The 26713-nt window shown below is 53.8% G+C and carries 27 protein-coding genes; 12 read left to right on the top strand and 15 right to left on the bottom strand.

The window, feature by feature from the left end:
- Nucleotides 1-15 precede the first annotated feature (15 nt).
- The 5 genes from P0D43_RS06640 (at nucleotide 16) to P0D43_RS06660 (ending at nucleotide 2987) form a co-directional block, all read left to right on the top strand.
- Complete coding sequence (locus P0D43_RS06640; protein WP_341236336.1) at nucleotides 16-528, top strand: NUDIX domain-containing protein; 513 nt, start codon at nucleotides 16-18, stop codon at nucleotides 526-528.
- 27 nt (nucleotides 529-555) lie between these two features.
- On the top strand, nucleotides 556-783 hold the full coding sequence (locus P0D43_RS06645) for a sulfurtransferase TusA family protein (protein ID WP_138518800.1): 228 nt from the start codon (nucleotides 556-558) through the stop codon (nucleotides 781-783).
- Between the two features lie 15 nt (nucleotides 784-798).
- Nucleotides 799-1452 (top strand): PIN domain-containing protein, encoded by a 654-nt coding sequence (locus tag P0D43_RS06650; RefSeq protein ID WP_394673573.1) that lies wholly within the window; start codon nucleotides 799-801, stop codon nucleotides 1450-1452.
- 72 nt (nucleotides 1453-1524) lie between these two features.
- A complete protein-coding gene (locus P0D43_RS06655; RefSeq protein WP_341236334.1) occupies nucleotides 1525-1998 on the top strand; it encodes a BLUF domain-containing protein in 474 nt (157 codons plus the stop codon).
- A 104-nt stretch (nucleotides 1999-2102) separates the two neighbouring features.
- Nucleotides 2103-2987, top strand: a complete 885-nt coding sequence (locus P0D43_RS06660; protein ID WP_341236343.1) for an MBL fold metallo-hydrolase — start codon at nucleotides 2103-2105, stop codon at nucleotides 2985-2987.
- A gap of 80 nt (nucleotides 2988-3067) precedes the next feature.
- Here P0D43_RS06660 and P0D43_RS06665 read toward each other — a convergent pair whose 3' ends face one another.
- On the bottom strand, nucleotides 3068-5917 hold the full coding sequence (locus P0D43_RS06665; RefSeq protein WP_341236333.1) for a valine--tRNA ligase: 2850 nt from the start codon (nucleotides 5915-5917) through the stop codon (nucleotides 3068-3070).
- 261 nt (nucleotides 5918-6178) lie between these two features.
- Between P0D43_RS06665 and P0D43_RS06670 the strand changes: the two genes are divergently transcribed.
- Nucleotides 6179-7804 carry a methyl-accepting chemotaxis protein gene (locus P0D43_RS06670; RefSeq protein WP_394673574.1) on the top strand — a complete coding sequence of 542 codons (1626 nt, stop codon included), beginning with the start codon at nucleotides 6179-6181 and terminating at the stop codon, nucleotides 7802-7804.
- On the opposite strand, the gene P0D43_RS06675 is transcribed toward P0D43_RS06670, so the two are convergent.
- The 3 genes from P0D43_RS06675 to P0D43_RS06685 are packed head-to-tail and all read right to left on the bottom strand — an operon-like array spanning nucleotide 7805 to nucleotide 10080.
- Nucleotides 7805-8035: a hypothetical protein gene (locus tag P0D43_RS06675; RefSeq protein WP_159572815.1), complete on the bottom strand. Its 231-nt coding sequence runs from the start codon at nucleotides 8033-8035 to the stop codon at nucleotides 7805-7807. It lies immediately after the preceding gene.
- Between the two features lie 10 nt (nucleotides 8036-8045).
- On the bottom strand, nucleotides 8046-8468 hold the full coding sequence (locus P0D43_RS06680) for a DNA polymerase III subunit chi (protein ID WP_008252027.1): 423 nt from the start codon (nucleotides 8466-8468) through the stop codon (nucleotides 8046-8048).
- A gap of 10 nt (nucleotides 8469-8478) precedes the next feature.
- Nucleotides 8479-10080, bottom strand: coding sequence for a leucyl aminopeptidase (locus P0D43_RS06685; protein WP_394673575.1), 1602 nt, complete (start codon nucleotides 10078-10080; stop codon nucleotides 8479-8481).
- A 110-nt stretch (nucleotides 10081-10190) separates the two neighbouring features.
- On the opposite strand from P0D43_RS06685, the gene lptF reads away from it, so the two are divergent.
- The 4 genes from lptF to P0D43_RS06705 are packed head-to-tail and all read left to right on the top strand — an operon-like array spanning nucleotide 10191 to nucleotide 13193.
- Complete coding sequence (gene lptF / locus P0D43_RS06690) at nucleotides 10191-11330, top strand: LPS export ABC transporter permease LptF (protein WP_159572819.1); 1140 nt, start codon at nucleotides 10191-10193, stop codon at nucleotides 11328-11330.
- A complete protein-coding gene (lptG, locus tag P0D43_RS06695) occupies nucleotides 11327-12532 on the top strand; it encodes an LPS export ABC transporter permease LptG (protein ID WP_394673576.1) in 1206 nt (401 codons plus the stop codon). Before lptF ends, lptG begins: the two co-directional genes overlap by 4 nt.
- Nucleotides 12529-12906: a sirohydrochlorin chelatase gene (locus P0D43_RS06700; protein ID WP_159572823.1), complete on the top strand. Its 378-nt coding sequence runs from the start codon at nucleotides 12529-12531 to the stop codon at nucleotides 12904-12906. Before lptG ends, P0D43_RS06700 begins: the two co-directional genes overlap by 4 nt.
- A gap of 26 nt (nucleotides 12907-12932) precedes the next feature.
- Nucleotides 12933-13193 (top strand): hypothetical protein, encoded by a 261-nt coding sequence (locus P0D43_RS06705; protein ID WP_159572825.1) that lies wholly within the window; start codon nucleotides 12933-12935, stop codon nucleotides 13191-13193.
- Nucleotides 13194-13203: 10 nt separating this feature from the next.
- Here P0D43_RS06705 and cobA read toward each other — a convergent pair whose 3' ends face one another.
- The 7 genes from cobA to P0D43_RS06740 are packed head-to-tail and all read right to left on the bottom strand — an operon-like array spanning nucleotide 13204 to nucleotide 20173.
- Nucleotides 13204-13986: a uroporphyrinogen-III C-methyltransferase gene (cobA, locus tag P0D43_RS06710; RefSeq protein WP_159572827.1), complete on the bottom strand. Its 783-nt coding sequence runs from the start codon at nucleotides 13984-13986 to the stop codon at nucleotides 13204-13206.
- A 56-nt stretch (nucleotides 13987-14042) separates the two neighbouring features.
- Complete coding sequence (locus tag P0D43_RS06715; RefSeq protein ID WP_159572829.1) at nucleotides 14043-15392, bottom strand: sulfate adenylyltransferase subunit 1; 1350 nt, start codon at nucleotides 15390-15392, stop codon at nucleotides 14043-14045.
- 15 nt (nucleotides 15393-15407) lie between these two features.
- Nucleotides 15408-16319, bottom strand: coding sequence for a sulfate adenylyltransferase subunit CysD (gene cysD, locus P0D43_RS06720; protein ID WP_341236327.1), 912 nt, complete (start codon nucleotides 16317-16319; stop codon nucleotides 15408-15410).
- Nucleotides 16320-16345: 26 nt separating this feature from the next.
- Nucleotides 16346-17152: a phosphoadenylyl-sulfate reductase gene (locus P0D43_RS06725; protein WP_341236326.1), complete on the bottom strand. Its 807-nt coding sequence runs from the start codon at nucleotides 17150-17152 to the stop codon at nucleotides 16346-16348.
- A 2-nt stretch (nucleotides 17153-17154) separates the two neighbouring features.
- Nucleotides 17155-17694: a DUF934 domain-containing protein gene (locus tag P0D43_RS06730; protein ID WP_341236325.1), complete on the bottom strand. Its 540-nt coding sequence runs from the start codon at nucleotides 17692-17694 to the stop codon at nucleotides 17155-17157.
- Nucleotide 17695: 1 nt separating this feature from the next.
- Nucleotides 17696-19375: a nitrite/sulfite reductase gene (locus P0D43_RS06735; protein WP_394673577.1), complete on the bottom strand. Its 1680-nt coding sequence runs from the start codon at nucleotides 19373-19375 to the stop codon at nucleotides 17696-17698.
- Nucleotides 19376-20173: a sulfite exporter TauE/SafE family protein gene (locus P0D43_RS06740; RefSeq protein ID WP_159572837.1), complete on the bottom strand. Its 798-nt coding sequence runs from the start codon at nucleotides 20171-20173 to the stop codon at nucleotides 19376-19378.
- A gap of 112 nt (nucleotides 20174-20285) precedes the next feature.
- Here P0D43_RS06740 and P0D43_RS06745 point away from each other — a divergent pair, with 112 nt between their 5' ends.
- Complete coding sequence (locus P0D43_RS06745) at nucleotides 20286-21239, top strand: CysB family HTH-type transcriptional regulator (protein ID WP_159572839.1); 954 nt, start codon at nucleotides 20286-20288, stop codon at nucleotides 21237-21239.
- A 409-nt stretch (nucleotides 21240-21648) separates the two neighbouring features.
- Here P0D43_RS06745 and P0D43_RS06750 read toward each other — a convergent pair whose 3' ends face one another.
- The 4 genes from P0D43_RS06750 to P0D43_RS06765 form a co-directional block, all read right to left on the bottom strand.
- Entirely contained in the window at nucleotides 21649-22548 is a 900-nt protein-coding gene (locus tag P0D43_RS06750) for an NAD(P)-dependent oxidoreductase (RefSeq protein WP_394673578.1), read from the bottom strand.
- 19 nt (nucleotides 22549-22567) lie between these two features.
- Nucleotides 22568-22864 (bottom strand): hypothetical protein, encoded by a 297-nt coding sequence (locus P0D43_RS06755; protein ID WP_341236323.1) that lies wholly within the window; start codon nucleotides 22862-22864, stop codon nucleotides 22568-22570.
- Nucleotides 22865-22959: 95 nt separating this feature from the next.
- The gene (locus tag P0D43_RS06760; protein ID WP_138518778.1) at nucleotides 22960-23829 is read right to left on the bottom strand and encodes an alpha/beta hydrolase; all 870 of its coding nucleotides are present in this window, start codon (nucleotides 23827-23829) and stop codon (nucleotides 22960-22962) included.
- Nucleotides 23830-23978: 149 nt separating this feature from the next.
- Nucleotides 23979-25151 (bottom strand): multidrug effflux MFS transporter, encoded by a 1173-nt coding sequence (locus tag P0D43_RS06765; protein WP_159572845.1) that lies wholly within the window; start codon nucleotides 25149-25151, stop codon nucleotides 23979-23981.
- Between the two features lie 162 nt (nucleotides 25152-25313).
- Between P0D43_RS06765 and P0D43_RS06770 the strand changes: the two genes are divergently transcribed.
- On the top strand, nucleotides 25314-26702 hold the full coding sequence (locus P0D43_RS06770) for a cytochrome ubiquinol oxidase subunit I (RefSeq protein WP_341236322.1): 1389 nt from the start codon (nucleotides 25314-25316) through the stop codon (nucleotides 26700-26702).
- Nucleotides 26703-26713: the final 11 nt, after the last annotated feature.

The following is a 26713-nucleotide window of genomic DNA, read 5'->3' on the forward strand; positions in this document are numbered from 1 at the left end:
ATAAGAAGCGAATCAATGAGCAAAGCCATTTATCAGTACTGCCCCATGTGCGCCACCAAGCTGCACGAATTGCAGCATTCCGGCCAATCGAGAATGGCCTGTGGTGCGTGTGGTTTTGTGCAGTGGGGCAACCCGGTGCCTGTGGTGGCCGCTTTGGTGGAATACGAAGACAAAGTGCTGTTGGCCCGCAATGTGGCCTGGCCCACGCATTTTTACGCGCTGATTACCGGCTTTTTGGAACGCGATGAAACACCAGAGCAAGGTGCCATTCGTGAATTGAAGGAGGAAACCAATCTGGACGCCGTGGAAAGCAGCTTGATTGGCGTTTACCCTTTTCCCATGAAAAATGAAGTGATCATTTGTTATCACATCAAGGCGGTGGGGCAAATCAATTTGTCGGAAGAACTGGCCGATTACAAACTGGTCGAGCCTGCCGAGCTGCGCCCTTGGCGCATGGGCACAGGGCTGGCCATGGCAGATTGGTTAAGTGCACGTCAGCTGCCTGTCAACTGGATTGAATTAAAATAAGCGTAGTAAACCAAGGAGTGAAGAGACATGAATTTTGACCGTGAAGTGGATGCAAGCGGCTTGAACTGCCCCCTGCCCATCTTGAGAACCAAAAAAGCCCTGGCAGAAATGCAAAGCGGGCAAGTGCTCAAAGTGACTTCCACCGACCCAGGTTCTGTGCGCGATTTCGCGATGTTCGCCAAGCAAACCGGCAATGAGCTGGTGGAGCAGGCCGACCAGTCAGGCTCATTCATCTTTTACATGAAACGTCGTTAAATTGGTTGGTACCTCGTGAGCGTCCTTCTCGGCAAGCCCGAGGTGCCCAAGCATTGGCTACTGGATGCCAATGTTATTTTCTCCGAATGGACGCGCTGGCTTTTGGTGGCCCTGGCTGAACATCACAACGCGACGCTGTATTGGACCCCCCACATCGAAAGTGAGTGTTACCGAAACCTGGTGCGCCTGGGTCGCTTACACCCGCAAGATGCTGCCATTGAGCGGGCAGAATTGCCGGCTCGCTTGAACGCGACATTGTTGCCGCAGGCGCATGAACCGTACTTGGCAGATGTTCGGCAGGTGGACGAAAAAGACCGGCATGTGGCCGCTTCAGCCCTGGCCCTGCGCCACAAAGTTCAGCAACCGGTGGGCCTTCTGACCTGGAACTTGAGAGACTTCCCGAGAAAGCCCTTGTTAAAGCTGGGTTTGGTTCGCCTTTGTCCAGATGAATTGTGCATTGAACTCGTAAAAACCAAGGCAGAAACTCAAGCAATCCTGCTGCATGCCCTGGAGTTGATGCAAAACAGGTTTGCACTTCGTCCACCTCAAAACCCGACAAACTATCAAACAAAAGCCATGCCATTGCCGCAAAACGACAATGAATGGTTTGCTTTCCTTGCCCGAAACCGCATGCACAAAACTGCCAGGCGCCTTTCCCGTCCACATTGACTACCCCGTTCTGGTTAGTTAGATTAAGCCACGGGCGTCATATGATTGTCTGACACATATCCTTGGAATTGTATGCTGCGACTAATTTACACGTCTGTTCAGGTGCCTGGTTTTGACCGTCAGGCCTTTGAGCACTTGTGTGATCAAGCCGCCCGAAACAACAGGCGACTGGGTATTGAAGGCCTGCTGCTGTGCAACGGGGTGGAATTTATGCAGTGCCTGGAAGGTCCACGGGAGTCGGTGGCGGCAGTCTATACAAAAATAGTGAAAGACCCCAGACATTCCGACATTCGCTTACTGGTTTCCGAGGTTACGAACGAGTTGATGTTTGAAAAATGGTCCATGGTGGGCCTGGGCACCAAGCCACAATCCGAGTTGAGCGGAGAGTCTATCGCGTATACACTGCTTGATCATCGCCTGTACCGGCCTTGGCGTTCTTTGGGTTTGGGTGCGGCCGATTTGATTTATGAATACGCCAAAGTCAAAGCCGAGCTCGAGAAAGCAGGTGAAATGGGTCTGCTGGGCAAAGTATTTGATGTGTATTAACCCAGAAGCAAACAGGTCGCAGTATGACAATTCGTTCTTTTCTTCACACAATTCCCCTCGCGTTAATGTTCCCCCTTGCAGTTCAGGCCCAAGGCTTGGTTAAAGTGACCCCTTTGGGCGGTCAAGAGGGCGAATTTTGCCGGTTTGACCGCGCCATGATTTTCGAGGACCCCAATGGCACCCGAATTTTGTACGATGCGGGCCGCACCGTTGCCGGTGCCGAAGACCCGCGTTTGGGCAAAATTGATGTGGTGTTGGTCAGCCACATGCACGGTGACCACTTGGGCGATCGGCACAACCCGGCGCCCAACGCCGGCAGTTGCGACAAGCCCGACATTTCAGTCAGTGCCGTGCCCAATTCCAACAGTGTGAACATCGCAGTAAAAACAGGTGCAAAAATTGTGACCGGCAGTGAAATGCCATCCTTCTTTGCCGCGAAGCTGAAACAGGCCGGTGGTGACGAGAAGAACTCGGTGCTGGTTCGTTTCGGTGCCATGCAAACCATCAATGGTGTCGGCATTACCACGGTACCTGCTGCACACAGCAATGGCATTGCCGGCGATTTTGTCGGGCAACGTTTGGGTGAGTTGCTGAAAGAAACCGGCATTACCGCCTACGCAGGGCCACCCACAGGTTATGTGGTGAAATTCAGCAACGGTTTGTCGGTGTACCTGAGCGGCGATACCGGCATTACAGGTGAGCAAAAAGAAGTGGTGGGCGAGTACTACAAACCCCAGTTGGCGGTGGTGAACATTGGCGACACCTTTACCACTGGCCCGCGTGAAGCGGCCTATGTGGTGAACAAACTGGTAGAACCCAAGGCCGTGATTGCTTCACATGCCAACGAAGTGGCCACTGAAAACGGCAAGGTAATTGCAGGTACCAAAACCGAGCAATTCATGAAAGCCAGCAAGGTGCCAGTGCATGTGCCTTTGAGTGGAAAAACCATGAGCTTTGACGGCAAAGGAAAGTGCACGGCGGGTTGCTAATCCTACCGTGGTGATGAATAAAAAAAGAGCACCGATTGGTGCTCTTTTTTTAGCTCAAGAACTTAATCAACTTCGCTTATTTATTTCAACTTACCAAGCTGACTTTCCAGCTTTTCAAGCAAGGCACTGAACTCGGCCAAGCGCGCTTTTTCCTGATCAACCACAGCCGCTGGCGCGCGGTCTACAAAGCTGGCATTGCCCAGTTTGCCGTTGCACTTCGCTATTTCAATTCGAATTTTTTCCGCTTCTTTGCCAATCCGAATTTTCTCCGCTTCCACATCAATTTCAATGTGCAGCATCAGCTTCAGTTCACCCACAATTTGCACGGGTGCCATGGAATCAGCAGGCAGTGAATCAACAACATCCACTTTGCTGAGTTTGGCCAAAGCGGCCAGCACCGGGCCTGTTTTTTCCAGGAAGGCGCGTTGCTCGGCATTGCCCTCGCAACTGGCAATCAGCGGGGCTTTTTCAGCCGGGCTTAAACCCATTTCACCGCGCAGGGCACGAATGGCGTCTACGGTGGTTTTTAGCTGGGCCACATAGGCCTCGGCCTTGTCGTCAATACGACTGGGTACGCTGACCGGGTAATCCTGGGTCATCAGGTTGGCGGCTTGCCCTTCTTCGCGACGGCCTGCCACCACACTCACTGTTTGCCACAATTCTTCGGTGATGAACGGAATAATGGGGTGGGCCAAACGCAAAATGGTTTCCAGCACGCGAACCAGCGTGCGGCGCGTGGCCCGCTGCTGTGCAGGTGTGCCGTTGGCAATTTGCACCTTCGCAATTTCCAGGTACCAGTCGCAGTACTCGTCCCACACAAACTGGTAAATGCTTTGCGCAATCAGGTCGAAACGGTAGGTCTCAAACCCTTGTGCCACATCGGCTTCCACGCGTTGCAGGGTGCTGGTGATCCAGCGGTCGGCCTGGGAAAAATCAAGGTAACCACCGGGTGTACAGGCGTCTGCATCGTGATCGCTCAAACCACAATCCTGGCCCTCGGTGTTCATCAGTACAAAGCGCGTTGCATTCCACAACTTGTTGCAGAAGTTGCGGTAACCGTCGCAGCGCTTCTGGTCAAAGTTGATGTTGCGACCCAGTGTGGCCAGGCTGGCGAAGGTAAATCGCAATGCATCTGCACCGTAAGCAGGAATACCCTCGGGGAATTCCTTGCGGGTTTTCTTTTCAATCTTCGGTGCGTCTTGTGGCTTGCTCAAGCCCGTGGTGCGCTTCACCAACAGGGTGTCCAAATCGCAGCCATCAATCAAATCGACTGGGTCAAGCGTGTTGCCCACCGACTTGCTCATCTTCTTGCCTTCGGCATCGCGCACCAAACCATGCACATACACGGTGTGGAAGGGAACCTGGCCAGTGAAGTGCGTGGTCATCATGATCATTCTGGCCACCCAGAAGAAAATGATGTCGAAGCCGGTGACCAACACGGATGAAGGCAGGAAGTGCTTCAGCTCGGGTGTTTCGTCGGGCCAGCCCAAAGTGGAAAAGGGCACCAGTGCGGATGAAAACCAAGTGTCCAGCACGTCGTCGTCGCGCTTCAGTGCGCCCGTGTAGCCTGCTGCTGCGGCCTTGCTGCGGGCATCTTCTTCAGTGCGTGCAACGAATACCTGGCCATTGTCGCCATACCATGCCGGAATTTGGTGGCCCCACCACAACTGGCGGGAAATACACCAGTCTTGAATATTGTTCAGCCACTGGTTGTAGGTGTTCACCCACTGCTCGGGTACAAATTTCACCTGACCCTGTTCTACGACATCGATGGCTTTCTGGGTAATGCTTTTGCCCGTGGCATCACCTTCAGCGGCTTTGGTCATGGCCACAAACCACTGGTCGGTCAGCATGGGCTCAATGACCACGCCAGTGCGGTCGCCCTTGGGCACCATCAGCTTGTGGGGTTTGATTTCACCCAGCAGGCCTTGTTCTTCCAGGTCGGCCACAATTTGTTTGCGGGCCACAAAACGGTCCATGCCTACGTACTTCGCCGGCGCGTTGTCGTTGATGGTAGCATCAAGAGTAAGAATATTGATCAGTTCAAGCTTGTGGCGCTGGCCCACCGCATAGTCGTTGAAGTCGTGCGCGGGGGTTACCTTCACCACGCCAGTGCCAAAGCTGCTGTCCACGTAGTCATCCGCAATAATGGTCAGCTCACGGTCGCACAGCGGAAGCTTTACTTTTTTACCAATCAGGTGCTGGTAGCGTTCATCCTCGGGGTGCACCATCACGGCCGAATCGCCCAGCATGGTTTCCGGTCGGGTGGTGGCAACTGTAAGGTGAGTCAGCCCTTTCACTGGGTCCGCTTCGACCAGCGGGTACTTCAGTTCCCACAGGTGACCTTCGGTTTCAATGCTTTCCACTTCAAGGTCAGAAACAGCGGTTTTCAGCACTGGGTCCCAATTCACCAGGCGCTTGCCACGGTAAATCAGACCTTGTTCAAACAGGCGCACAAACACCTCAGTGACCGACTTGGACAAAGCCGGGTCCATGGTGAAGTACTCGCGCTGCCAATCAACGCTGGCACCCATGCGGCGCATTTGTTCGGTAATTTTGCTGCCGCTTTCGTTTTTCCATTCCCAAATTTTTTCAACAAACTTTTCGCGGCCCAAATCATGGCGCGTGATGTTTTTCGCCGCCAATTGGCGCTCAACCACAATTTGCGTGGCAATGCCTGCGTGGTCAGTACCGGGTTGCCACAGGGTGTTGTGGCCGCGCATGCGGTAGTAGCGGGTCAGGCCATCCATGATGGTTTGGTTGAATGCATGGCCCATGTGCAGGGTGCCCGTCACATTCGGTGGCGGCAGTTGAATGCAAAAGTCGGGTTTGCCTTCCACTGTGCTGGCCTTGGCGTGGCCTTGGCGCTCCCATTCGGGGCCCCAGTGGGATTCAATGGCATTCGGGTCGAAACTTTTGGCAAGGGTCATGGCAGTGGTACTTGAAAATGGACAACGTCAACAATGGCTTAGCGCGACATTATAGCGTTTGCAGGTGCACTCCCGGCTTTGAGTTGTTTGGACTGGGGCAGGAAAGACCCTTTATTCCTCAAATTCACGATGCAGTGATTGTTGCAAAATGCAAACTAATCCGACTGGGTGGCAGCAATGCGTCCGCCCTGATCGAGTGAGGCATTTTCAAGAAAGCAGGGTTAAGTTGTCATTCAATGACAGTTCAAAGAGGGGTTTCTCATGTTGAGTTCCATCAGTGCAAAGTTCAGTGCCAGTTTGGTCACGGTGATCTTGCTCGGCGTGGTGGTAGGTGGTTTGGGTGTGTTGAATAGCAAACGCATCATGGACGCGAATGCCAAAAACGAATTCACGCACGAAGTGATCGAAAGTGTGTTGGGTGTGCGTGAAAACCTGGTGAATATCGAAACCGGTGAGCGTGGTTTTCTGCTGCGTGGGGATGAATCCTATCTCGTTCCCTACAACGAAGGCAAAGATCAGGTACGAAAGCATTTGGATAAGGCTTCTGAATTAACAGCCCACAATCCAGTGGTAACCGAGGAGTTGCGCCTGTTTAACGCACACTACCGCACCTGGCTGAATTCCGTGGTTGATCCCTTGATTGACGCCAAGCGTTTGGTCATCGAGGGCAATATGGCCCCGGAAGATTTCAATGCCATGGTGGATGCAACACCGGGTAAACCGCTGATGGACAAAATGCGTGAAGTGTTGGCGAAAGTGGAGGCTGAAGAATTCAAACTGCTGAAGCAGCGCCAGGAGGTCAGCCAAGGCGTGTACCAGCAGTCAATTGTGATCACCGTCGCCATCACCCTGTTCGCCTTGCTCACAGGTTTGGTTTTGAACTTCATGATCTCGCGCATGTTCAAGCGCAAGCTTGGCACCGCCACAATCCACATCAATGCCTTGGCCGAGGGCAAGCTGAACAGCAACATCAAGGTAGAGGGCAAAGACGAGGTCGAAGGACTGTTGCTTGCACTGGGCAAGGCGCAAACCAACCTGCGCGGTTTGATTGAGGGTATTCGTGGTTCCACTGCATCACTGAATGAAAGTGCAAGTGCAGTGCGTACTTCATCCGATGAAATGAATAACGCAGCCTCTGAGCAGGCCGATGCCACATCGTCGATGGCTGCTGCCGTGGAGCAATTGACCGTGTCGATCAGTCAAATCACCGAGAACTCCAACGACGCCTCTCACACCGCCCTGCAAGCCAAGCAGTCTGCAGACCAGGGCAGTGTAACGCTTGGCTTGGTGGTAGACGGCATTCGAAATATTGCAAGTTCAGTGCAGGGCAGTGCGGCCACAGTGCGTTCGCTTGAGCAACAGTCCAATGAAATTTCGGAAATCATTTCAACCATTACCGACATTGCGGACCGCACCAACCTGTTGGCCTTGAATGCCGCCATTGAGGCGGCCCGGGCGGGCGAAAGTGGTCGTGGTTTTGCAGTGGTGGCCGATGAAGTTCGCAAGCTGGCTGAGCAAACCAAGGGCTCTTCCGAGCGCATTTCAACCATGGTGTTTCAAATCCAGAGTATTACCCAGCAGGCATCCAAATCCATGGAAGACTCGGTGGGCATGGTGAAGCAGGGTATTGAACAGGCAGATTCCGTGTCGGGAACCATTGACCAGATCAAGGCCAATGCCGACCGCGTGAACGAGGCGATTCAAGCCATTACTGTGTCAATGAAAGAACAAAGCAATGTGAGTGTTGAAATTAGCCGCAACGTGGAGCGTGTGGCGCAAATGACCGAGGAAAACACCGCGGCCATTGCACAGAACAAACACGTGGCCGGTCAGATTACCGATTTGGCGGGCAGCTTGACCCAATCTGTGCAGGTGTTTAAAACCTGATTATTTTTTCAGCGCGTCCAGCACGATTTTTTCAAACTCTTGCATCAACTGGGGTTTGATTCGAAGCAGGGCGCGCTCAAACAACTCGGGTAGCTGTGCCCGCAAAATTTCAATTTGCGGGTCACTTAGATTTCCACCCAGGCGGCTGCCGGTGGATTGTTCAATCTCCCGCAAACCCGATTCAATCACCTCGGTCAGCAGTGGTGGGCCACCATCAAAATGTTCACTCATGTTGTAGTCCTTAACCGTTTGCGCGGTCGAAGGTGTTCAGCGGGTAACCGCGTTCTTTGTAAAACTTGTAACGCTGCCGTGCCAGGGCTTTGTTGTCTTCATCGGTGCCCACAATTTCGACCAGGCGTTCAAACCGGGCAAAAAAGGGTGGCCATTGCTCATCAAGATTGATCAGCAGGTCGTAATGGGCAATGTCGTCTGCCTTGTCAGTGAGCACAATGGGCGTGTCTGCCACACCGGGGTGACCCGAAACAACATGGGGCAGAAAGTCTTCCTCGGAAAACGTCCACAGCAGTTTGTCCAGGTTTTCAAGCACCTCGGGGCGGGTGCTGTAACACACAATTTTCAGGCCGCTGCCGTACGCCTTCCGGATCAACCGGCAGGTGTACAGCAGGTGGTCTGAAACATTCAAGTGAAAGTCGATTCGTGTCAATTCAAAACCCTCAGGCCTTCGCACGCTTCATGACAAACTCGGCCAACATGGGCACAGGGCGACCACTCGCACCTTTGGCCTTGCCGGAATGCCAGGCTGTGCCAGCAATGTCCAGGTGGGCCCAGCTGTAAGCCTTTGTGTACTTTTGCAGGAAGCAGGCGGCTGTGACGCTGCCAGCGGGCGGGCCGCCAATGTTGGCCATGTCGGCAAAGTTGCTTTTCAACTGTTCGTGGTATTCCTCGTCCAGTGGCATGCGCCATGCAGTGTCCAGCGCGTTTTGGCCCGCATTGAACAGTTCATTGGCCAGGTCATCATCGGGGCTGAACAAACCGGTGTTCACATGGCCCAGTGCAACAATGCAAGCGCCGGTCAGTGTGGCCACATCGACCACCGCGGCCGGGTTGAAGCGCTCTACATAGGTCAGGGCATCGCACAGAATCAGGCGGCCTTCAGCATCGGTGTTCAAAATTTCAATGGTTTGTCCGCTCATGGACACCACCACGTCGCCCGGTTTGCTGGCATTGCCAGCCGGCATGTTTTCAGCAGTGGGTACCACCACAATCAGGTTCAGGGCCAGCTTCATTTCGGCTGCTGCCTTCATGGTGCCCAGCACGCTGGCCGCGCCACACATGTCGTATTTCATTTCGTCCATGCCTTCACCAGGCTTCAATGAAATACCACCCGTGTCGAAAGTAATGCCTTTGCCAACCAATACCACCGGGGCTTCTTTGGAGTCTTTTGCACCGTTGTACTTCAGCACAATCAGCTTGGGGGGTTCGCTGGATGCCTTACCCACAGACAACAAACTGAACATGCCCAGTGCTTCCATTTTTTTGTGGTCCAGCACTTCCACACCCAGTTTGTATTGTTTGGCCAAGGCTTTTGCAGTTTCGGCCAGGTAATTGGGGGTGCAAATATTGCCAGGCAAATTACCCAGGTCTTTGGTCAACTGCATGCCGTTGCCAATGGCATGGCCAATGGCAGCACCTTTTTCTACTGCTGCCAGAGTCGATTTTGTGCAGGCCAACTCAAACGCGGGCGGGGCAGCGGCATCATCGTCCTGCTTTTTGCAGGCTGAAAAACTGTAAAAGCTTTCAGTGATGGTGCGCGCACACAGGGCTGCGGTCTCTTTGTCGGTACTTTTCTTGGGTACTTCCTGATTCAGTGCAAAAAATACTTTGGCAGGTTTCAGGCCTTTGACCGCATCACAGGCCAAGCCAGTGGCTTTGCGCAATGATTTGATGCTTAATTTGTCGGCTTCATCCAGCCCGACCAGCACATACACCGGGGCGCCTGCCTTGGCGGTATTGAACACCACGCGGCAGCTGCCTGAATTGCCCAGGTTTTTGTCAGCCTTGCACGCGTTGGCCACCAAGCCTTCGGTGTCAATGTCGGCTCGTTTGGCGGCGGCGCTTAATTCGCCATTCTTGTACACAGCTACCGCGGCCACATCGCAGCCTTTTGCAGGTACGGGGCCGCCCGCAGTCACTTTGGCCACCGCACCGGTGCCGGCCTTGAAGCTGAACATCGGCGGCGGCGTGGGTGCTGCTTTTTTGGCTGCGCGGGGGGAGCTGGGCTTCTTGGCTTTGGGTGTGGCGGGTGTTGCTGTCATGGTGTTCCTTCTTGCGATTAATGCTCGACCATTCAAAACGAATGCATGCGACAATCTACCATTATTAACAAGCTGGGTTAGCGAGTCAAAGCGCAGCCCACCTGCATTGCATGCTGTTTCGATCCACTTTTCGAAAAGACTTCGCACAAACAGCGGGTGCCACCTTTGTGGCCCTGTTTACCATCATTGTGACCACGGTGCTGGTTCGAACCCTGGGCCAGGCTGCAGGGGGCAAAGTCGACAACGCCGAAGTCTTTACACTCATTTTGTTGGGCGGGCTTCAATACCTGCCCGCCGCCTTGGTGATCACCGTGTTCATTGCCGTCATGGGTGTGGTGTCTCGCGCCTTCAAGGAACAGGAAATGACAGCCTGGTTTGCCTCGGGCGTCTCTCTTTTTTCGCTGGTGCGGCCCGTGTTGCGCTTTGCAGTGCCTCTTACCGTGCTGGCCATGGTGTGTTCGGTGTGGCTTACCCCTTGGGCCAAGGCTGAACTGGATGCTGCCAAAGACCGTTTTGCCAAACGCAGCGATGTGAGCAAAGTCAGTGCCGGGCAGTTCAGGGAGTCAGGCGAGGGCAATCGCGTGTTTTTCGTGGAGCGTCAATCCGAGGTCACCAAGCAGGTTGAAAACGTGTTCGTGGTGGACTCCAAAGGCGACACCCGCACCGTGGTTTCGGCAGCCCGTGGCAGCGTGGAAGTGGACGTGAATGGTCAGCCTTATCTGGTGCTCAGTGGTGGACGCCGAGCCACGCTGGACAGCACCGGTGAACGTTTTGCCAGCACTGAGTTCGAGACGTATGGTTTGGCTATCGACAACACACTGGGGGCTGCCCCCAGTTTTCAATTGCAACACCGCCGCGTCGACTTGCTGATTGCCGATTTTTCACCGGCCGCGCAAGGCGAGTTGTTGTGGCGAGTCAGCTTGCCATTGTCTGCGCTGGCGCTCGGCTTGCTGGCCATTCCATTGGCATTTGTCAATCCACGGGGTGGCAATTCACTGAATCAGCTCTTTGCCTTGCTGATTTACCTCACCTACAGCAATATCGTGTCGGTCACTCAAAGCATGGTCTCCAAGGAAACGCTCGATTTCTGGGTGGCTTTGGTGCTGCCACACGCCATTGTCTTACTCCTGTTTTATCTTCTGATGATGAAGCGCAACCGCCCCGCAGGCGCCCCATTGTTTCAATGGCGCAGGCCGGTTCGTTCTCTTGATTTGCAAGACGTGGTGGCCGGGCAGGAGATCAAACGATGAAAAAGCCCTTCACCGTCCCCCATTCCTTGCTGGTTTACTTTCGAAGCGAACTCTACAAAGCGATCACTTTTGTGATGGTTGCCTTTGTTGGTTTGTTCGCCTTTTTTGATTTGATTGCCGAGGTGGATCGTTTGAGTTTGCCCGGCACCAGTTGGTTTTATTATTTCGTCGCGGTGTTGCTGGGTTTGCCTGCCCGGGTGTATGAAATTGCGCCCATTGCCGCGCTGATCGGCTCGATTTACGCCCTGGTGCAGCTGGCCGCCAGCAGTGAATTGACAGCCATGCGCGCTGCAGGTTTAAGCACCACCAGCATGCTGAAAATGTTGGTTCGCATTGCAGCCGGTGTGGTGGTGATCACCGTGCTGTTCGGCGAGGCGGTGGCGCCATTGGCCGAGCGGGCGGCGGTGCCCATGCGGGCCAAGGCTTTGGGTTATGAAGTGGATCGCGATTTTCGAAGCGGGTACTGGTTGCGCGACACCTACAGCGCGCCCAATGCAGAGGCACGCGTGCGTTTTGTGAACTTCGACTCGTTCAACAAAGACGGCGAATTGCTTAAACTGGAATATTACGAACTGGACCCGGAGTCCCGAATTCGGGCCTGGGTACGCGCTGAAAGTGCCATGTTCGATCCCAAGTCGGGTGATTGGGAGCTGCGCAATGTGCTGTTTCAGCGGTATTTCGATGAGGCGGTGAGCAATCCGAATGCCGCCAAAGCGGGCTTGACCATTCAGGCCAGCGAATTTGAATCTCTTGAAACAATGCGCTGGACCTCGAATTTGTCGCCTGAATTATTAACAGGTTTGTTTGTTCGCCCCGACCGCATGAGTGCATGGCAGCTGTACAACTACTCCAATTTTTTAAGCAGCAACTTGCAGGCCACCGACAACATTGATTTGGCCTTTGCCAAAAAAATCATGTACCCATTTGCCATTTTGATCATGATGATGATCTCGCTGCCGTTTGCTTATTTGCATTTCAGGTCGGGCAGTGTGAGTGTGAAAGTGTTCGCAGGCATCATGATAGGTGTAGGTTTCCATTTGGTGAATAACCTGTTTTCCCACCTCAGCATGGTGGCCAGCTTCCCGCCGTTCGTCAGTGCGGCTTTGCCCAGTTTGCTGGGCTTTGTGGTGGGCATGGGCGCATTGTGGTGGGTGTCGCAACCTGCGCCTTGGCGCACTTTGAATGTATTGAGGAATCGATGAGCAGTACCGGGAAAAAAGCAGTTGTGTTGTTTGGTCATGGCGCGCGCGACCCACAGTGGGCCGAGCCCATGAAACGCTTGCAAAGCATGTTGACTACCCAACTGCCCAATGTGCAAGTTGAACTGGCATTTCTCGAATTGATGGCACCCAGCCTGCCCGACACGGTGGACTGCATGGCGCAGGGCGGTGTGGAGCATATTCAGGTGGTACCCATTTTCTTTGGAAAGGGCGGGCACTTGAAAAACGATTTCCCGGTGATCATGGCAGAAATGAAAGCCAAACACCCGGGTTTGAACATTGAGGCCACAACAGCTGTGGGTCAGTGGGATGCAGTGTGGCAAGCAATTGCCAATGAAATTGTTCAGCAGGTTTAATCAATAAAACAAACAGGAGACTTTCCATGAAAAAATGGTTGCTGTTGGCTGCGCTGTGTTTTTCAGTTCCCGCTTACGCTCAATCCACCGAGGCAGCTTGTCAGGCCAAAGCGGTTAGCAAAGAAGGCAAGCCATTGAATGGTGCCGCAAAAAATTCGTTCATGAAAAAATGCATGGCTGACAACAAAGCCAGTTGTGCGGAACGCGCAGTGGGCAAAGACGGCAAAAAGCTGGCCGGCGCTGCCAAAAATTCGTTCATGAAGAAGTGCGAGGCTGCAGCGGGTTAAAACGGCTCAGTCAAGCGGCTTTGATCGACCCAGCCAGAGCAATATCGGCTGGGTTTTTATTGGCCTGTTGAAGCGCTGCACATGCTTTGGCCAAGGCTTGGCCAATCAAGATAAGGCAAGGCCCATCGGTGAGCTGTTCAGCGGAAAACGAAGGCAACTTGCCCAAGTTCAGTGGCGTGAATTTTTCAGCAGGAAGCGAAACACTTTCGCATAAAATCACGGGAGTGTTGGGGTTGCGGCCCTTGTCGAGCAAGGCTGCAGCCCATGGGCCAGCCTGACGCAAGCCCATGTACACGGCCACCGTGTCGTTTTCAGTGCCGGTGAACAATTCCGTGCTGGGCACTTCATTGGCGCCCACAGAAGGGGTGGTCAGTGTCAGGCTGCGAGCAACGCCACGCAGTGTCAGCGAAGCTTGCAAGCTGCTGGCAGCAGCCAAAGCCGCAGTGACTCCTGGCACCACTTCCACTGTATGCCCTGCAGCTTTCAAAGCTGTAATTTCTTCATCGGCGCGGCCAAACACCATGGGGTCACCGCCCTTCAGGCGAACAACCAATGTGTATTTTTCAGCCGCTTCCACAAGTTGTTTGTTGATGAAGTGCTGGGCTGTGGATTTCTTGCCGCAGCGTTTTCCAACCGCGACAAGATTTGCATCGGGACGGGACTCGGCAAGAAGAGAGGGACTGACCAGCGCATCGTAAAACACGCAGTCTGCCTGCATCAACAGCTTCAGGCCACGAACGGTGATTAAATCCTCCGCTCCAGGTCCTGCTCCAATCAATACAACGCGTCCCATCTTTAAAAGTCCCTATTTAAGAACAAGCAACCAACAACCGGGTGAAGGGTCGTTGCTTAGTTCTTTGCAACGATCATGCCAGCAGCCACAGTTTGGTTCGTGGCGCTGTCAATCAAGATAAAACTGCCTGTTGCACGGCATTCGGTGTACAAATCCGCCACGATGGGCTGCGCCAGCACCAATTCAATCTGCGCGATGTCATTCATTTGCACCGTTTTGGTGCTTTCGCCATGCAGCAGGGTGTGAATATCAAGCACCAAATTCACCGCCTTGATCTTGGCTTGGGTTTGGCGTGTGGTTTGCTTGATCCAGTACTTGCGCGCAGGGTTCAATGGTTCATTGTCCAACCAGCAAATGTCGGCCGTCAATGATTTCACCGGGGTGTGGTTCACTGTGTCGCCACTGCTGACAATTTGATCGCCGCGGGAAACATCCACATCGCGGTCCAGCACCAGTGTTACACACTGGCCCAGGTGCGCTTCGGGCAAATCATCGTTCAACAGCACGATGCGCGATACCACGGCGCTTTGGCCTGAAGGGTGTACCACCACGGTGTCGCCCACTTTCACGCTGCCGCCTTCAACGCGACCCATGTAGCCGCGGAAATCCTCGGCTTTGTGACCATCGTGGCGTGCCACCAATTGCACCGGGAAACGGAAACCCACTTTGTGGGCGGCTTCTGCGCGGTCGGCACGGCTTGGAATGTTTTCCAGAATGGGCAGCAAGGGCTGGCCAGTGTACCAAGGGGTTTTTGGACTGACGGTAACCACATTGTCGCCTGTAAGGGCTGAAATGGGCAGCACCAGTGCTTCGGCAACGCCCACGGTAACAGCCAGTTCACGCACGGCTTTTTCGGTGGCAATGAATTTTGCCTGGTCGAAATCAACCAGGTCCATTTTGTTCACGGCGAACAGAATCGCTGGAATGCCCAGTTTGCCGGCAATTGCACTGTGGCGTTTGGTTTGCGCCAGCAGTGTGGCTTTCAGGCCTTCTGCACCTTCTTCAAAGGCAACGCGGGTAATGTCGACCAGCACAATGGCCACGTCGGCAGTGGATGCGCCAGTGACCATGTTGCGCGTGTACTGTTCGTGACCTGGTGTGTCGGCCACAATAAACTTGCGTGCAGGTGTGGCGAAATAGCGGTAAGCCACGTCGATGGTAATGCCTTGCTCGCGCTCCGCTTCCAGACCGTCGGTCAGCAGGGAAAAGTCGATTGCATCACCTGCGGTGCGCTTGTTTTTTGCCTTGGAAATGGCGGCCAGCTGGTCAGCAAAAATGCCTTTGCTGTCAAACAACAGGCGACCAATCAAGGTTGATTTTCCGTCGTCGACAGAGCCAGCGGTGATGAAGCGCAGCACACCGTGGTCTTGGGTGCTCAGTTTCAGGGCTTCGTTAATTGCGTTCATGGTATTCATCTCGATTTAGAAATAGCCTTCTTTCTTGCGGCGCTCCATGGAGGCCTCGGAAGTTTGATCGTCCATGCGGGTTGCGCCGCGCTCTGTGATGTCAGTGACCGCAGTCTCGGTGATGATTTCAGCCGGTGTTGCCGCGGTGCTTGCCACTGGGCAGGTGCAGGTAATATCGCCCACCGTGCGGAAGCGCACCGTGCGGGTTGTGACTGTTTCGCCCGCCTTGGGCTGTGTCATGTCAGTAATGGGAACCAGCAGGCCGTTGCGCTCGATCACCTCACGTTCGTGGGCGTAGTAAATATTGGGCAGTTCCAGCTTTTCGCGCTCAATGTATTGCCACACATCGAGTTCAGTCCAGTTGGAAATCGGGAACACGCGCATGTGCTCGCCGGGGTGCACACGTGTGTTGTACAGGTCCCAAAGCTCGGGGCGCTGGTTTTTCGGATCCCATTGGCCAAAGCCATCGCGGAAGGAAAAAATACGTTCTTTCGCGCGGGCTTTTTCTTCATCCCGACGGGCGCCACCCATTAGTGCATCGAAACCGAATTCTTCCTGGGTTTCAAGCAAGGTGACACTTTGAAACGAGTTGCGTGAAGCCTCGGGGTGGGGCAGTCGAATGGTGCCCTTTTTGATTGATCCTTCCAGGGAACGCACAATCAGTTCTTCGCCCAATTGCTTGGCTTTCCAGTCGCGAAATTCAATCACTTCCGGGAAGTTGTGCTCAGTGTCAATGTGCACCAAGGGAAATGGAAACTTGCCTGGGCGAAATGCTTTTTCCGCAAGGCGCAGCATCACGATGGAATCTTTGCCACCCGAGAACAGCATGGCTGGGCGTGCGCATTCGGCGGCCACTTCGCGCATGATGTAGATGGCTTCTGCTTCGAGCCAATCCAGGTGGGACATGGTGTGTACTTGCGTGCTCATGATTTCTCTCGTTGTATTAATTCAGCTTATTTTTTCAAATTGGCATTGTGCAAACCGCATTCTTTGCTGGTGGGGTCTTCCCACCACCAGCGGCCTGCGCGAATGTCTTCACCAATCGTGATTGCGCGGGTACATGGCTCGCAGCCAATTGAAGGAAAACCTTCAAAGTGCAGTTTGTTCACGGGCACATCGTACTGACGAACATAGGTCCACACATCCGCCTCGCTCCAGTCGGCCAGGGGGTTGAATTTCTCAATGCCACGGTCAACATCGAATTCGCGTGTGGGCAATTCAGCACGTGTGGCTGCCTGGGCCTGACGTTGCCCGGTGATCCATGCCTTGGCGCCTTTCAGCGCACGAGCCAGGGGTTCTACCTTGCGAATTCCGCAGCATTCTTTGCGCAGCGCGGTGCTTTCATAAAATGCATCGCGGCCTTTGGTGTTCACATAGGTTTCGACCGCGGCGGCCTGTGGTTCAAACCACGCTACGGTTTGCCCGTATTTGGCTTGCAGGGCAGGGGCCACGTCCAGCGTTTGTTGGTGCAAACGGCCAGTATTCAGGCTGAACACACGAATGTTCAGTTTCAGGCGGGCAATTACATCGAACAACACATTGTCTTCAGCAGCCAAACTGCTGGCCAGCGCGATTGAATCGAATTCGCTTGCGGCTTGGGTCAACAATGTTTCCAGCGCTTGAACTTTCGCAGCAATGTCAGTGGCGGGTTGGTGCGGGCCACGAAACACGGCGATCGCCTGCTCTTGCACAGCGTTGTTTTCCGTTGCTGCTTCAACACTGTGGAAGCGCGACTGTGCCGAAGTATTCACTGCATTCATGCTTATGCTCCTGCGGCGGCAGCCCTGCGGTTGAACACGGGCAACGAGCCATCGGCACTGGTTTGGTAAGGAATGGTGAAATCAGCAAATGCATTCAATGCGTCTTCAAGCGACTTGCCTTCCTTGATGTCGAATTGCGTGAAACCGCAACGTGCCAGGTAGAAGAATTGATCGCGCCACACGTCACCGAATGCACGAATTTCGCCTGTGAAGCCGTAGCGCGTGCGCAGCAACACCGCGCCTGAATAGCCTTGGCCGTACTTGAACACCGGGAAATTGAACGCAATCAACTTGAGTACGTTCACATCGCCTTGCAACTGCTCGGGGTTGTCGTCCGGGTTCAGGTACACACCCAAATCACCGGCTTGTGCGCGTGCAGAAAGTTCCGCTTTGTTGGCTTCCCAAACAGACAGGTGCACCAGCACTTTGCCGTCAGAAGGAACAGCCACGGGTGCTTCATCAGTACCTTGTTCAATCACCACAAATTCATCGGCAACAATTTCAGCTTCGCCGTTCAGTGGTTTAACAATAATGTTTGCCATTTTATGCAGCCTCCTTGTTGGCATACACGTGCTCTTTGAATGGGTCTGCGCCAATGCGGTCGAGCGTGTCGATGAACAGTTCGTCTTCATGACGCTCACGCACATACACTTCCAGCAACTTCACCACCACGCCAGGTACGTCTTTCTCATAGAAGGACTTTCCAATCACCTTGCCGATGGATGCATTGTTGCCCTGGCGGCCACCCAAGGTAACCTGGTACCACTCTTCGCCGTTTTTATCGACACCCAAAATGCCAATGTTGCCAATGTGGTGGTGACCACATGAATTGATACAACCCGAAATGTTCAGGCTAAGGTCGCCCAGGTCAAACTGGTAATCCAGATTGTCCACAGCTTCCTGAATGCCCAAAGCAATTGGAATGGATTTGGCATTGGCCAGTGAACAGAAATCGCCGCCGGGGCAGGCGATGATGTCGCTCACCAAACCAATGTTGGGCATGGCCAGGTTGCGTTCCTTCAAGGTGCTCCACAGTTCGAACAGGTCTTGCTCGGCCACGTCGGACAATACAAAGTTTTGCTCGTGAGTCACACGCAGTTCACCGAAAGAATATTGCTCAGCCAAATCGGCGATCAGGTGCATTTCATCGGTGTTGGCATCGCCTGGGGCAATACCGGGGCGCTTCAGCGAAATGCTGATGGCCACGTAACCAGGCTGGCGATGTTCGCGTGCATTGCGGATTAGCCAGCGATCAAAGCCCACATGCTTGGCGCGCAAGCCACGATTTTGCTCGGCAATGGTTGCCACTTGTTCGGCACTGAACTGCTCGTAAGCAGGTGCAGTGAAGAAAGAGGAAACACGGTCGAATTCTTTCTGGGGAATAACGGACACACCGCCTTTGATGTGTTGCCACTCTTCTTCAACCTGCTTGGCAAATTCTTCCGGACCAATGGCACGCACCAGAATTTTGATGCGGGCTTTGTACAGGTTGTCGCGGCGACCATAGCGGTTGTACACGCGCATTACTGCTTCAATGTAGGTCAGCAGTTCTTGCCAGGGCAGATCATTTTTAATCACGGAACCAATGACGGGTGTGCGGCCCAACCCGCCACCCGCCAATACTTGCGCAACCACTTCACCGGCAGTATTGCGGGTCAGGTTCACGCCAATGTCGTGTACTTGCACTGCAGCGCGGTCTTCTGCTGCACCGTTTACGGCAATTTTGAACTTGCGCGGCAGGTGCGCAAATTCCGGGTGGAAGGTGCTCCACTGGCGAATCAGTTCGCAGAATGGGCGAGGGTCTACATATTCGTCTTTCGCAATGCCAGCGAACGGGTCGCTGGTGGTGTTGCGAATACAGTTGCCGCTGGTCTGAATGGCGTGCATTTCAACTTCGGCCAATTCAGCCAGAATGTCAGGAATGCTCTCCAGTGCGGGCCAGTTGTACTGAATGTTCTGACGCGTGGTGAAGTGCGCATAGTTGCGGTCGTACTTGGCCGAAATGTCTGCAAGCCGGTGCAATTGTTTTGCACCCAGCAGGCCGTAGGGAATGGCCACGCGCAGCATGGGCGCATGGCGCTGAATGTACAGGCCATTTTGCAGGCGCAATGGTCGGAACTCTTCGTCCGTCAATTCGCCCTTGAGAAAGCGCTCGGTTTGATTGCGAAACTGAGCCACGCGTTCGCGTACAAGGGCGTGGTCATAGTCGTCGTATTTGTACATTTACATCACCAGTTTTGCGGCCACGGCGGTGAGGGTCGTGGCCAATACCCCCCGCAAGAACCTTTCAGGCACTGCGCGACTTAAATAACTACCCACTGTAATGCCAGGGATCGAACCCAGCAGCAGTGCGCCCAACAAACCAAAATCAACTGTGCCTAGGCTAAAGTGACCAAACGCTGCAACAGTGGTGAGCGGCACTGCATAGGCAATGTCGGTACCTGCGATTTCAGAGGCTTTCAGGTGTGGATACAACATGATTAACACCATGGCGCCGATCGCACCTGCGCCAATAGACGACACAGTGACCAACATACCGATGATTGCAAATGCGACCACGGTAGCGATGGTACGCGTTTTGTCTTCCAATTGCGCTTGCGGGTGGTTTTGTAGCCAATGAACAATCTTGGTTTTGAAAATAAGAACGCCCACAGTCAACATGACGCAGATGGAAATGGACCAGCGGATGAATACATCAATGGGGCTGCCTTTGCCAGCATTCTGAATGTCGAGGCCATGGAGTACGGCAATCGTAATCAACGAAGCGGGCACGCTACCCAAACACGCCAAGCCAACAATTTTCCAGTTCACGGTGTTGCGCATGCGGTGAACCAACGTACCTGCGCCCTTGGTAATGGCTGCAAATGCCAAGTCGGTGCCCACTGCGGTCGTGGCAGGCACACCAAACATCACCGTGAGCAGGGGGGTCATGAGCGACCCACCACCCACGCCAGTGAGGCCGACCAAAAGGCCGACCGCAAGGCCAGAAGCGACGTAGACTAAATCGATGTCAAAAGGCACGTGAAAGCTCGATGAAAATGGTTTTTTGGGACTTGCAGTGTAGGCGCTTCGCCTTATAATTCAAACGACAATATTTCCATTTATATATTCCCTTGTGGAATAAAGGATTTTTATGAACTTGCACCAACTCCGGTTTGTTCGGGAAGCGGTTCGCCACGACTTCAGCCTGACTGAGGCGGCCAAGGCTTTGTTTACCTCTCAGCCTGGTGTTTCGAAGGCAATTATCGAGTTCGAGGATGAGTTGGGCTTTCAGATTTTCAAGCGCCATGGCAAGCGAATCAAAGGCTTAACCCCGCCGGGTGAATTGGTTTATCAAGCTTGCGAGCGGGTGTTGGCCGAGTTGGAGAACATCAAACGCGTGGGCGAAGAATTTGCAGCGCGGGAAAGCGGGCAACTAACCGTGGCGGTCACCCACACACAAGCCAGATATGTGTTGCCGCAGGCAGTGGCGGTTTTTCGCAAAAAATTTCCGAAGGTGAGGCTGATTTTGCTACAGGGAACGCCCGAGCAACTGGCCCAATGGGTGCGCAATGATCAAGCGGATTTGGCAGTGGCCACCGAGGCCTTGGCCGACGAACCCGACTTGGTGACTTTTCCCTGTTATGACTGGGGTCACATTGCGGTTGCGCCCACTGATTCGCCTTTGTTAACGCCGTTTGTTAAAGGCGGGCGACAAATTGCTTTGGCCGATTTCGATCAAATGCCGGTGATTACCTACGAAACGCACTTTGCTGGCCGCAAGAAAATTGATGCGGCCTTTCAAAAGGCGGGTGTTAGCATCGATTTGGTGTTGGAAGCCATTGATGCCGATGTGATTAAAACCTATGTGGGTTTGGGCTTGGGCGTGGGCATTATTGCCGAGGTGGCTTTTGATGCGTTGAAAGACAAAGGTTTGATGGCCGTACCGGTTGACCACCTGTTCGGCCGCAACACCACGCGCATTGCTTTGCGGCAGGGCGTGTTCATGCGCACGTTGATGTACGAATTCATTGCGGTGTTTGCGCCCATGTTGACCCCGAAGCTGATTGACCGCGTGTTGGGCGGTGGGCAGGCCTACGACATTTGATCCGGCGTGGTTCGGCTATGCGGTATGGTTGATTTGCTCGGGGCGCAGTGCCTGTTGCGACGGAAAATCTGTTGACCCCAAGCTGAACCTCGCTTTGCCTGAAACCGCCCCCGATCAAATCCGCACACCGCACAGCTAAGCACACATCGCGTACAGCACGCAACTCGCCGCTGCATTTTACAAGCTGCACATGCAGCGCTGTTCGGGGCGAATTCAGGCCAGCCCGCCCAACGGCCTCGCAGCGCGGGGCGATTCCGCAAGGAATCGATGCAAAGGCGCTATTGCGCTTTGCATGACCCAAGCCAGAGGGTTAGTTGGGAGAACTCGGGCTGCGCCAAGCCCGAACAGTGCGGCTGTGCAGCTTGCGTCAGTGCCAAGACCCGAACAGTGCGGCTGTGCAGCTTGGCCATCAGCCCCGCATGTGTTTGCGTACTACCTCGAAAACCCGCGACGTGTCCTGGCTCTTCGGTCCCTCGGCCACCAGTTCATCCAGCAGCTCCGCGGTTTTAAACAACAGCTGCAAATGCAAACCTTGCTGCTTCGCAGCATCCGCCACCATGCGCACGTCTTTCGCATGCAGGTGCGCTTCAATTGAAACCGGGTCAGTGAAGCCATTTACCATGTGCGGCCCAGCCCAGTCCAATACCCGGCTTGCGGGCAAGCCCGCTTGCAGCAATTCAAGCACCACGCTTAATTCAGCGCCTTGTTCCAGTGCGTAATTCATGGCTTCAGCAATGCCCACCAACTGAATACACAGCACCATTTGATTGGCGGCTTTAATCGCTTGCCCAGCGCCCGAGGGCCCCACATGGCGAATGGTTTTGCCCAAGTGTTTCAGCATGGGCTCGATCTGTTGGAACGCAGCCAAATCACCACCTGCCATCATGCTCAGTGTTGCAGCGCGTGCGCCAGCAGCTCCGCCAGACACTGGGCAGTCGATGTAGTCGATTTGTTTTACCTTGAGCGTGCGCGCAATTTCCGCAACAGCGGCAGCGTCAATCGTGCTGAAATCCACAACAATGGTGCCCGGTTGAGCGCATTGGGCAATACCGCCCTCACGAAACAGCAGCGATTGAACATCGGCGGTGTTGGTCACGTTCAATGCGATCAAACGGGTGTTCGCGCACAATGCGTCAATGCTGGGTTGCGGTTTGACAGGAAGGTCGGCAAGCGCCTGAAAAGTGGATGCATTTCGCGCCCACGCAAGCACGTTGTAACCTGCGTTGCAAAGGTGGCCCGCCATGGCGGAACCCATGTTGCCAAGGCCAATAAAGCCGATGGCGTTTTGTGTCGGTGATGATGAATTCATCACCGGATTATAGTCAGCTTCAGTGGGTCTGAATGCTCGGGTTTTCAGCAATGTGCAGGTCACTCAAGCGACAGTATTGAAGCTCGCCCGTTTGCAGTTGAACCAGCACAGGGTGGCTTGTCGAGATCCAGCGGCCGAACTCGGCAATGTTGTAGGCAATGACTGTGGCCGGTGCCATGTTCAACAACACTTCTGCCCCTACCTTGAACAACTTTGCTGTTTGGCGAAGCGTGCGTTTGCGCATCAGGGTTTGACCATCGGGGTAACGCGGGCCGAGTGAATTGGCGGCGTTGGAGTAGGCGATCGTGAGGGGCATGTTTGCCTCCAGGCTGGTGTGTACAGTCTATTTATACGGCACCAGCCTGAAAAGCAGTTTACCGAACATGGGGGGATAACCCGTTCAGTTTTTATTTAGTGTGATGGCAGCAACAACTGGTTTTGAATCAGCATGAACAGCTCGCTGTTGGGGTCGGCAATGCTGTCGCAAATACTGAAATGGTCTGCATTCACCTGCAAGGGTGGATTCAGGCCCCAGTGCGATGCCAAATAAGCACTTTGCTCTTTGAACGCATCGGATTCCTTGGTGCCAAATGCCAGGTGCACCGGAATGGTGGGCTTGGGCATCAGTGCCGGGCTTACCATGCGGGTACGTTTCTGGTTCAGTTTCAGGTCTTTCTGAATGAAAGGCGTGTGCACCAGTGGGCTGAGGTCGTAAATGCCTGAAATGGCAATGACAGACTTCACCACATCTTGTGGCAGGTCAGAGGCCCACAGTGGCCAAAAGGCCAACGCACTCATCACGCCCAAATGACCGCCCGCGGAATGACCGCACACCACAATTTGATTGGCATCGAAACCGAAACGGTCTGCCTGGCGGTAAAGCCATTCAATACCACGCAGGGTTTGGCGCACGCTGTCTTCAATGGTGACGCGTGGAATAAGACCGTAATTGAGCAAGGCTACCGAGTAGCCACGTGCCACATAGGGTTTGGCCAGAAAAGTGAAGTCGTATTTGTCCAGTGAACGCCAGTAGCCGCCGTGAATAAAAATCAACAGAGGCTTGCCGGGTTTGCCCGGAATGACGTCCACGGTTTCTGCTTCCGATTCGCCGAAATACTGATTCCAGAACCCGTCCAGATCAAAACGCGCGTAGCGGGACTGTTCAGCCCAGCGAGCAAAGGTTTTGGGGTGATCGGGCAGGTAAGAGCGGACGTTGTATTGGCTCTCGAGCCAAGCCACGTCGGGCTGGTTCTCGCCACTTTGGGCTTTTGTGTCGGCCATATGGCAGTGCAAAAATGATTATTTGGGTTGTTGGACTGAATAAATTCGTGACACAACATACCGTAAAGGGACCCAAAAGTCCAATTTTCATGCCAATTTCGCAGTTGTTTAAACACAAAGGCAATAATTTTGTGCTTACAATGAAAAGTTCAGCGTTTCAATTGTTGGCTTGCCCAGTATGCAAGCGCAGCAAAGGCCAGCACTGTGACAGCCATGGGCAGTGCGGTGCCATCATAGACCACAGAAACTGCCCAACTGGCCAATCCCCCCAAACCAAATTGCGCACAACCATACAGGGCCGAGGCCGCTCCTGCATTTTTCGGGTGCCTGCCAAGCAACTGTGCGGTGGTGTTTGGGGCAACAAACCCCAGCGAACCCACACACAACAGAAAGCCTGCCACCATCAGACCCAGGTTCCAACTGGCCTGGCCTGCATTCCAGGCACTGGCTAGCACCAGGGTTGCGCCCAATAAACCCAGTAGCGAGCCGGTTTTAATCAGGGGTGTGGTGCCGGTTCGTTTCACCATTCGGGTTGAGGCGTAGCCAAAAGCAACCAATGTCAGAATGTTGGAGCCAAACAGGAGCGCATAAGTTTTCTCGTTCAAGCCAAAAAATTCGATGTACACAAAGGGCGTGCCTGTGATGTACGCAAACATGGCCGCGAAGTGCGCACCACCGGCCACAATAAGCAATCTTGCATCCGGGTATTTCCAGACTGTCCAGTAACCCCGGAAGGCATGGCTTAGCGAGGTTTGCGTTCGGACTTTGCTTAATGTTTCTGGCAGCAGGGCATAGGCAGCCAAGGTACATGCGGCGCCAAACAGGGCAAGCGCAAGAAATTCATATCGCCATGAGCCCAGCTCCAGAATGTAGGCACCCAACAGTGGCGCAACCATGGGTGCCAGCGAGGTCACCATGGCGATCATGGCCATGACACGCGCTGAATCGGTTTCGCCGAACAAATCACGAATAACTGCACGTGAAATGACCGCTGCGGCGCCACCACCAAAGGCCTGAACCAGGCGGAACACCAGCAGCTGTTCAATGCTTTGGGCCCACATGCAGGCCACGCTGGCCAACACAAACACCGTGGTGCCCGCAAAAATCATCCGCCTGCGACCAAACCGGTCGGAAAGTGGTCCGTAAAACAGCATGCCCAGGGCAAACCCAGCCAGAAATACGGTGACTGTTTGTTGAACTCGCCCAGCGGGGGCTTGAAGCTCTTCGCCAATTGCAGCAAGGCTGGGCAAATACAGGTCAATCGCCAAAGGGGCGAACGCCGCCAGCGCAGCCAGCAAAAAGAACATGGGGCGGTTGATCACTGTGGGCTTCCAAAATTGGGCGATTCGGCATTGTACGCGTTGTGCGGTACTTCATTGAGCAAACTAATTTGACAGACAGCACGCACCTAATTAAGGTCATGAGAGTGCGATAAGTAGTAGTGCACTTGCCGTTCGAATTCAGTTGCTTTCTTGGGGTGCAGCATGGAATTTACGTCGCTAGATCTTGCCCGAATCCAGTTCGCGGCCAACATTACCTTTCATATTTTGTTTCCCACAATCACCATCGGCCTTGGCTGGGTGATGTTTTATCTGCGTTGGCAGCACGTGCGCACGGGCAAGACCGAGTGGGAACAGGCCCATTACTTCTGGACCAAGATATTTGCACTGACTTTTGCCATGGGTGTGGTGTCGGGCATCACCATGAGTTTTCAGTTTGGCACCAACTGGCCTGGATTCATGGAGAAGACAGGGAATATTTCGGGTCCCTTGCTGGGCTATGAGGTGCTCACCGCCTTTTTTCTGGAAGCCACATTTTTAGGTGTGATGCTGTTTGGCAAGCAAAGGGTGTCGCCCAAAGTTCACCTGCTGGCCACGTTTCTGGTGGCCTTTGGCACCACGCTGTCGGCTTTCTGGATTCTCGTACTGAACAGCTGGATGCAGACCCCGCAGGGGTTCGAGATCATTGATGGTCAAATGCATGCGACCAATTGGCTGGAAATTATCTGGAATCCGTCCTTCCCGTACCGATTCACCCACATGTTGTTGGCCAGTGGGCTGACTGTTTTCTTTGTGATTGCAGGTGGCAGTGCGCTTCAAATTTTGCGCAAACGTGAAAAGCCATTCACCCGGCACATGTTGAAACTGGGTGTTTATGGTGCTGCCGCACTGATTCCGATTCAGATTTTTGTGGGTGATTTGCATGGTTTGAATACCCTGAAGCATCAACCGGCGAAGGTGGCTGCCATGGAAGGTGTTTGGGAAACCGAGAAGGGTGCACCGCTGCTGTTGTTTGCCATTCCCGATAGCGAGAAACGCACCAATCACTTTGAAATTGGCATTCCCAAAATGGCCAGTTTTATTTTGACGCACGACTTCAACGGCGAAATCAAAGGGCTGAATGATTTCCTCAATACCCATCCGCCGGTCGGTCCTGTGTTCTTTTCATTCCGGGTCATGGTGGGCATGGGCATGTTGATGCTGCTGGTCTCTTGGGCCTCGGTGTGGGCCTTCCGGAAAACAGGTCCGGTACTCGAGAATAAAACGCACCGGCTTATTCTTACTGCTCTGATGTTCATGATGTTCTCGGGTTGGGTGGCCACCGTGGCGGGTTGGTGGGTGACTGAAATTGGTCGCCAACCTTATGTGGTGTATGGGGTGCTGGGCACGGCCGATGTGGTGGCCCAACATCCGCCCCAGTTGCTGGCATTCACAGTGTTGCTGTACATGGCCATGTACATTGGTCTGATCATCTCGTATGTGTGGGTGTTGCGTTACATGTTGCTGGGTGGCATTGGTTCATCAAAAAAAGTGAATTGGGGCGGGGTGCCGCCTGCCACCAAGCCAGCCGATCAACTTCGTCGTGAACAATGAAAAAGAGGAAC

Origin of the sequence: Limnobacter sp., assembly GCF_043511195.1 — a bacterium.
Taxonomy (GTDB): domain Bacteria; phylum Pseudomonadota; class Gammaproteobacteria; order Burkholderiales; family Burkholderiaceae_B; genus Limnobacter.

Excerpts from the sequence above, each read along its gene's own strand:
- P0D43_RS06645 (WP_138518800.1), top strand. The coding sequence starts at position 556 with ATGAATTTTGACCGTGAAGTGGATGCAAGCGGCTTGAACTGCCCCCTG.
- P0D43_RS06760 (WP_138518778.1), bottom strand. The coding sequence starts at position 23,829 with ATGGCCGACACAAAAGCCCAAAGTGGCGAGAACCAGCCCGACGTGGCT.
- P0D43_RS06770 (WP_341236322.1), top strand. The coding sequence starts at position 25,314 with ATGGAATTTACGTCGCTAGATCTTGCCCGAATCCAGTTCGCGGCCAAC.
- P0D43_RS06655 (WP_341236334.1), top strand. The coding sequence starts at position 1,525 with ATGCTGCGACTAATTTACACGTCTGTTCAGGTGCCTGGTTTTGACCGT.
- P0D43_RS06715 (WP_159572829.1), bottom strand. The coding sequence starts at position 15,392 with ATGAACGCAATTAACGAAGCCCTGAAACTGAGCACCCAAGACCACGGT.
- P0D43_RS06735 (WP_394673577.1), bottom strand. The coding sequence starts at position 19,375 with ATGTACAAATACGACGACTATGACCACGCCCTTGTACGCGAACGCGTG.
- P0D43_RS06705 (WP_159572825.1), top strand. The coding sequence starts at position 12,933 with ATGAAAAAATGGTTGCTGTTGGCTGCGCTGTGTTTTTCAGTTCCCGCT.
- P0D43_RS06725 (WP_341236326.1), bottom strand. The coding sequence starts at position 17,152 with ATGAATGCAGTGAATACTTCGGCACAGTCGCGCTTCCACAGTGTTGAA.
- lptG (WP_394673576.1), top strand. The coding sequence starts at position 11,327 with ATGAAAAAGCCCTTCACCGTCCCCCATTCCTTGCTGGTTTACTTTCGA.
- cysD (WP_341236327.1), bottom strand. The coding sequence starts at position 16,319 with ATGAGCACGCAAGTACACACCATGTCCCACCTGGATTGGCTCGAAGCA.
- lptF (WP_159572819.1), top strand. The coding sequence starts at position 10,191 with ATGCTGTTTCGATCCACTTTTCGAAAAGACTTCGCACAAACAGCGGGT.
- P0D43_RS06730 (WP_341236325.1), bottom strand. The coding sequence starts at position 17,694 with ATGGCAAACATTATTGTTAAACCACTGAACGGCGAAGCTGAAATTGTT.
- P0D43_RS06670 (WP_394673574.1), top strand. The coding sequence starts at position 6,179 with ATGTTGAGTTCCATCAGTGCAAAGTTCAGTGCCAGTTTGGTCACGGTG.
- P0D43_RS06675 (WP_159572815.1), bottom strand. The coding sequence starts at position 8,035 with ATGAGTGAACATTTTGATGGTGGCCCACCACTGCTGACCGAGGTGATT.
- P0D43_RS06745 (WP_159572839.1), top strand. The coding sequence starts at position 20,286 with ATGAACTTGCACCAACTCCGGTTTGTTCGGGAAGCGGTTCGCCACGAC.
- P0D43_RS06750 (WP_394673578.1), bottom strand. The coding sequence starts at position 22,548 with ATGAATTCATCATCACCGACACAAAACGCCATCGGCTTTATTGGCCTT.
- P0D43_RS06755 (WP_341236323.1), bottom strand. The coding sequence starts at position 22,864 with ATGCCCCTCACGATCGCCTACTCCAACGCCGCCAATTCACTCGGCCCG.
- P0D43_RS06700 (WP_159572823.1), top strand. The coding sequence starts at position 12,529 with ATGAGCAGTACCGGGAAAAAAGCAGTTGTGTTGTTTGGTCATGGCGCG.
- P0D43_RS06640 (WP_341236336.1), top strand. The coding sequence starts at position 16 with ATGAGCAAAGCCATTTATCAGTACTGCCCCATGTGCGCCACCAAGCTG.
- P0D43_RS06685 (WP_394673575.1), bottom strand. The coding sequence starts at position 10,080 with ATGACAGCAACACCCGCCACACCCAAAGCCAAGAAGCCCAGCTCCCCC.
- P0D43_RS06665 (WP_341236333.1), bottom strand. The coding sequence starts at position 5,917 with ATGACCCTTGCCAAAAGTTTCGACCCGAATGCCATTGAATCCCACTGG.
- cobA (WP_159572827.1), bottom strand. The coding sequence starts at position 13,986 with ATGGGACGCGTTGTATTGATTGGAGCAGGACCTGGAGCGGAGGATTTA.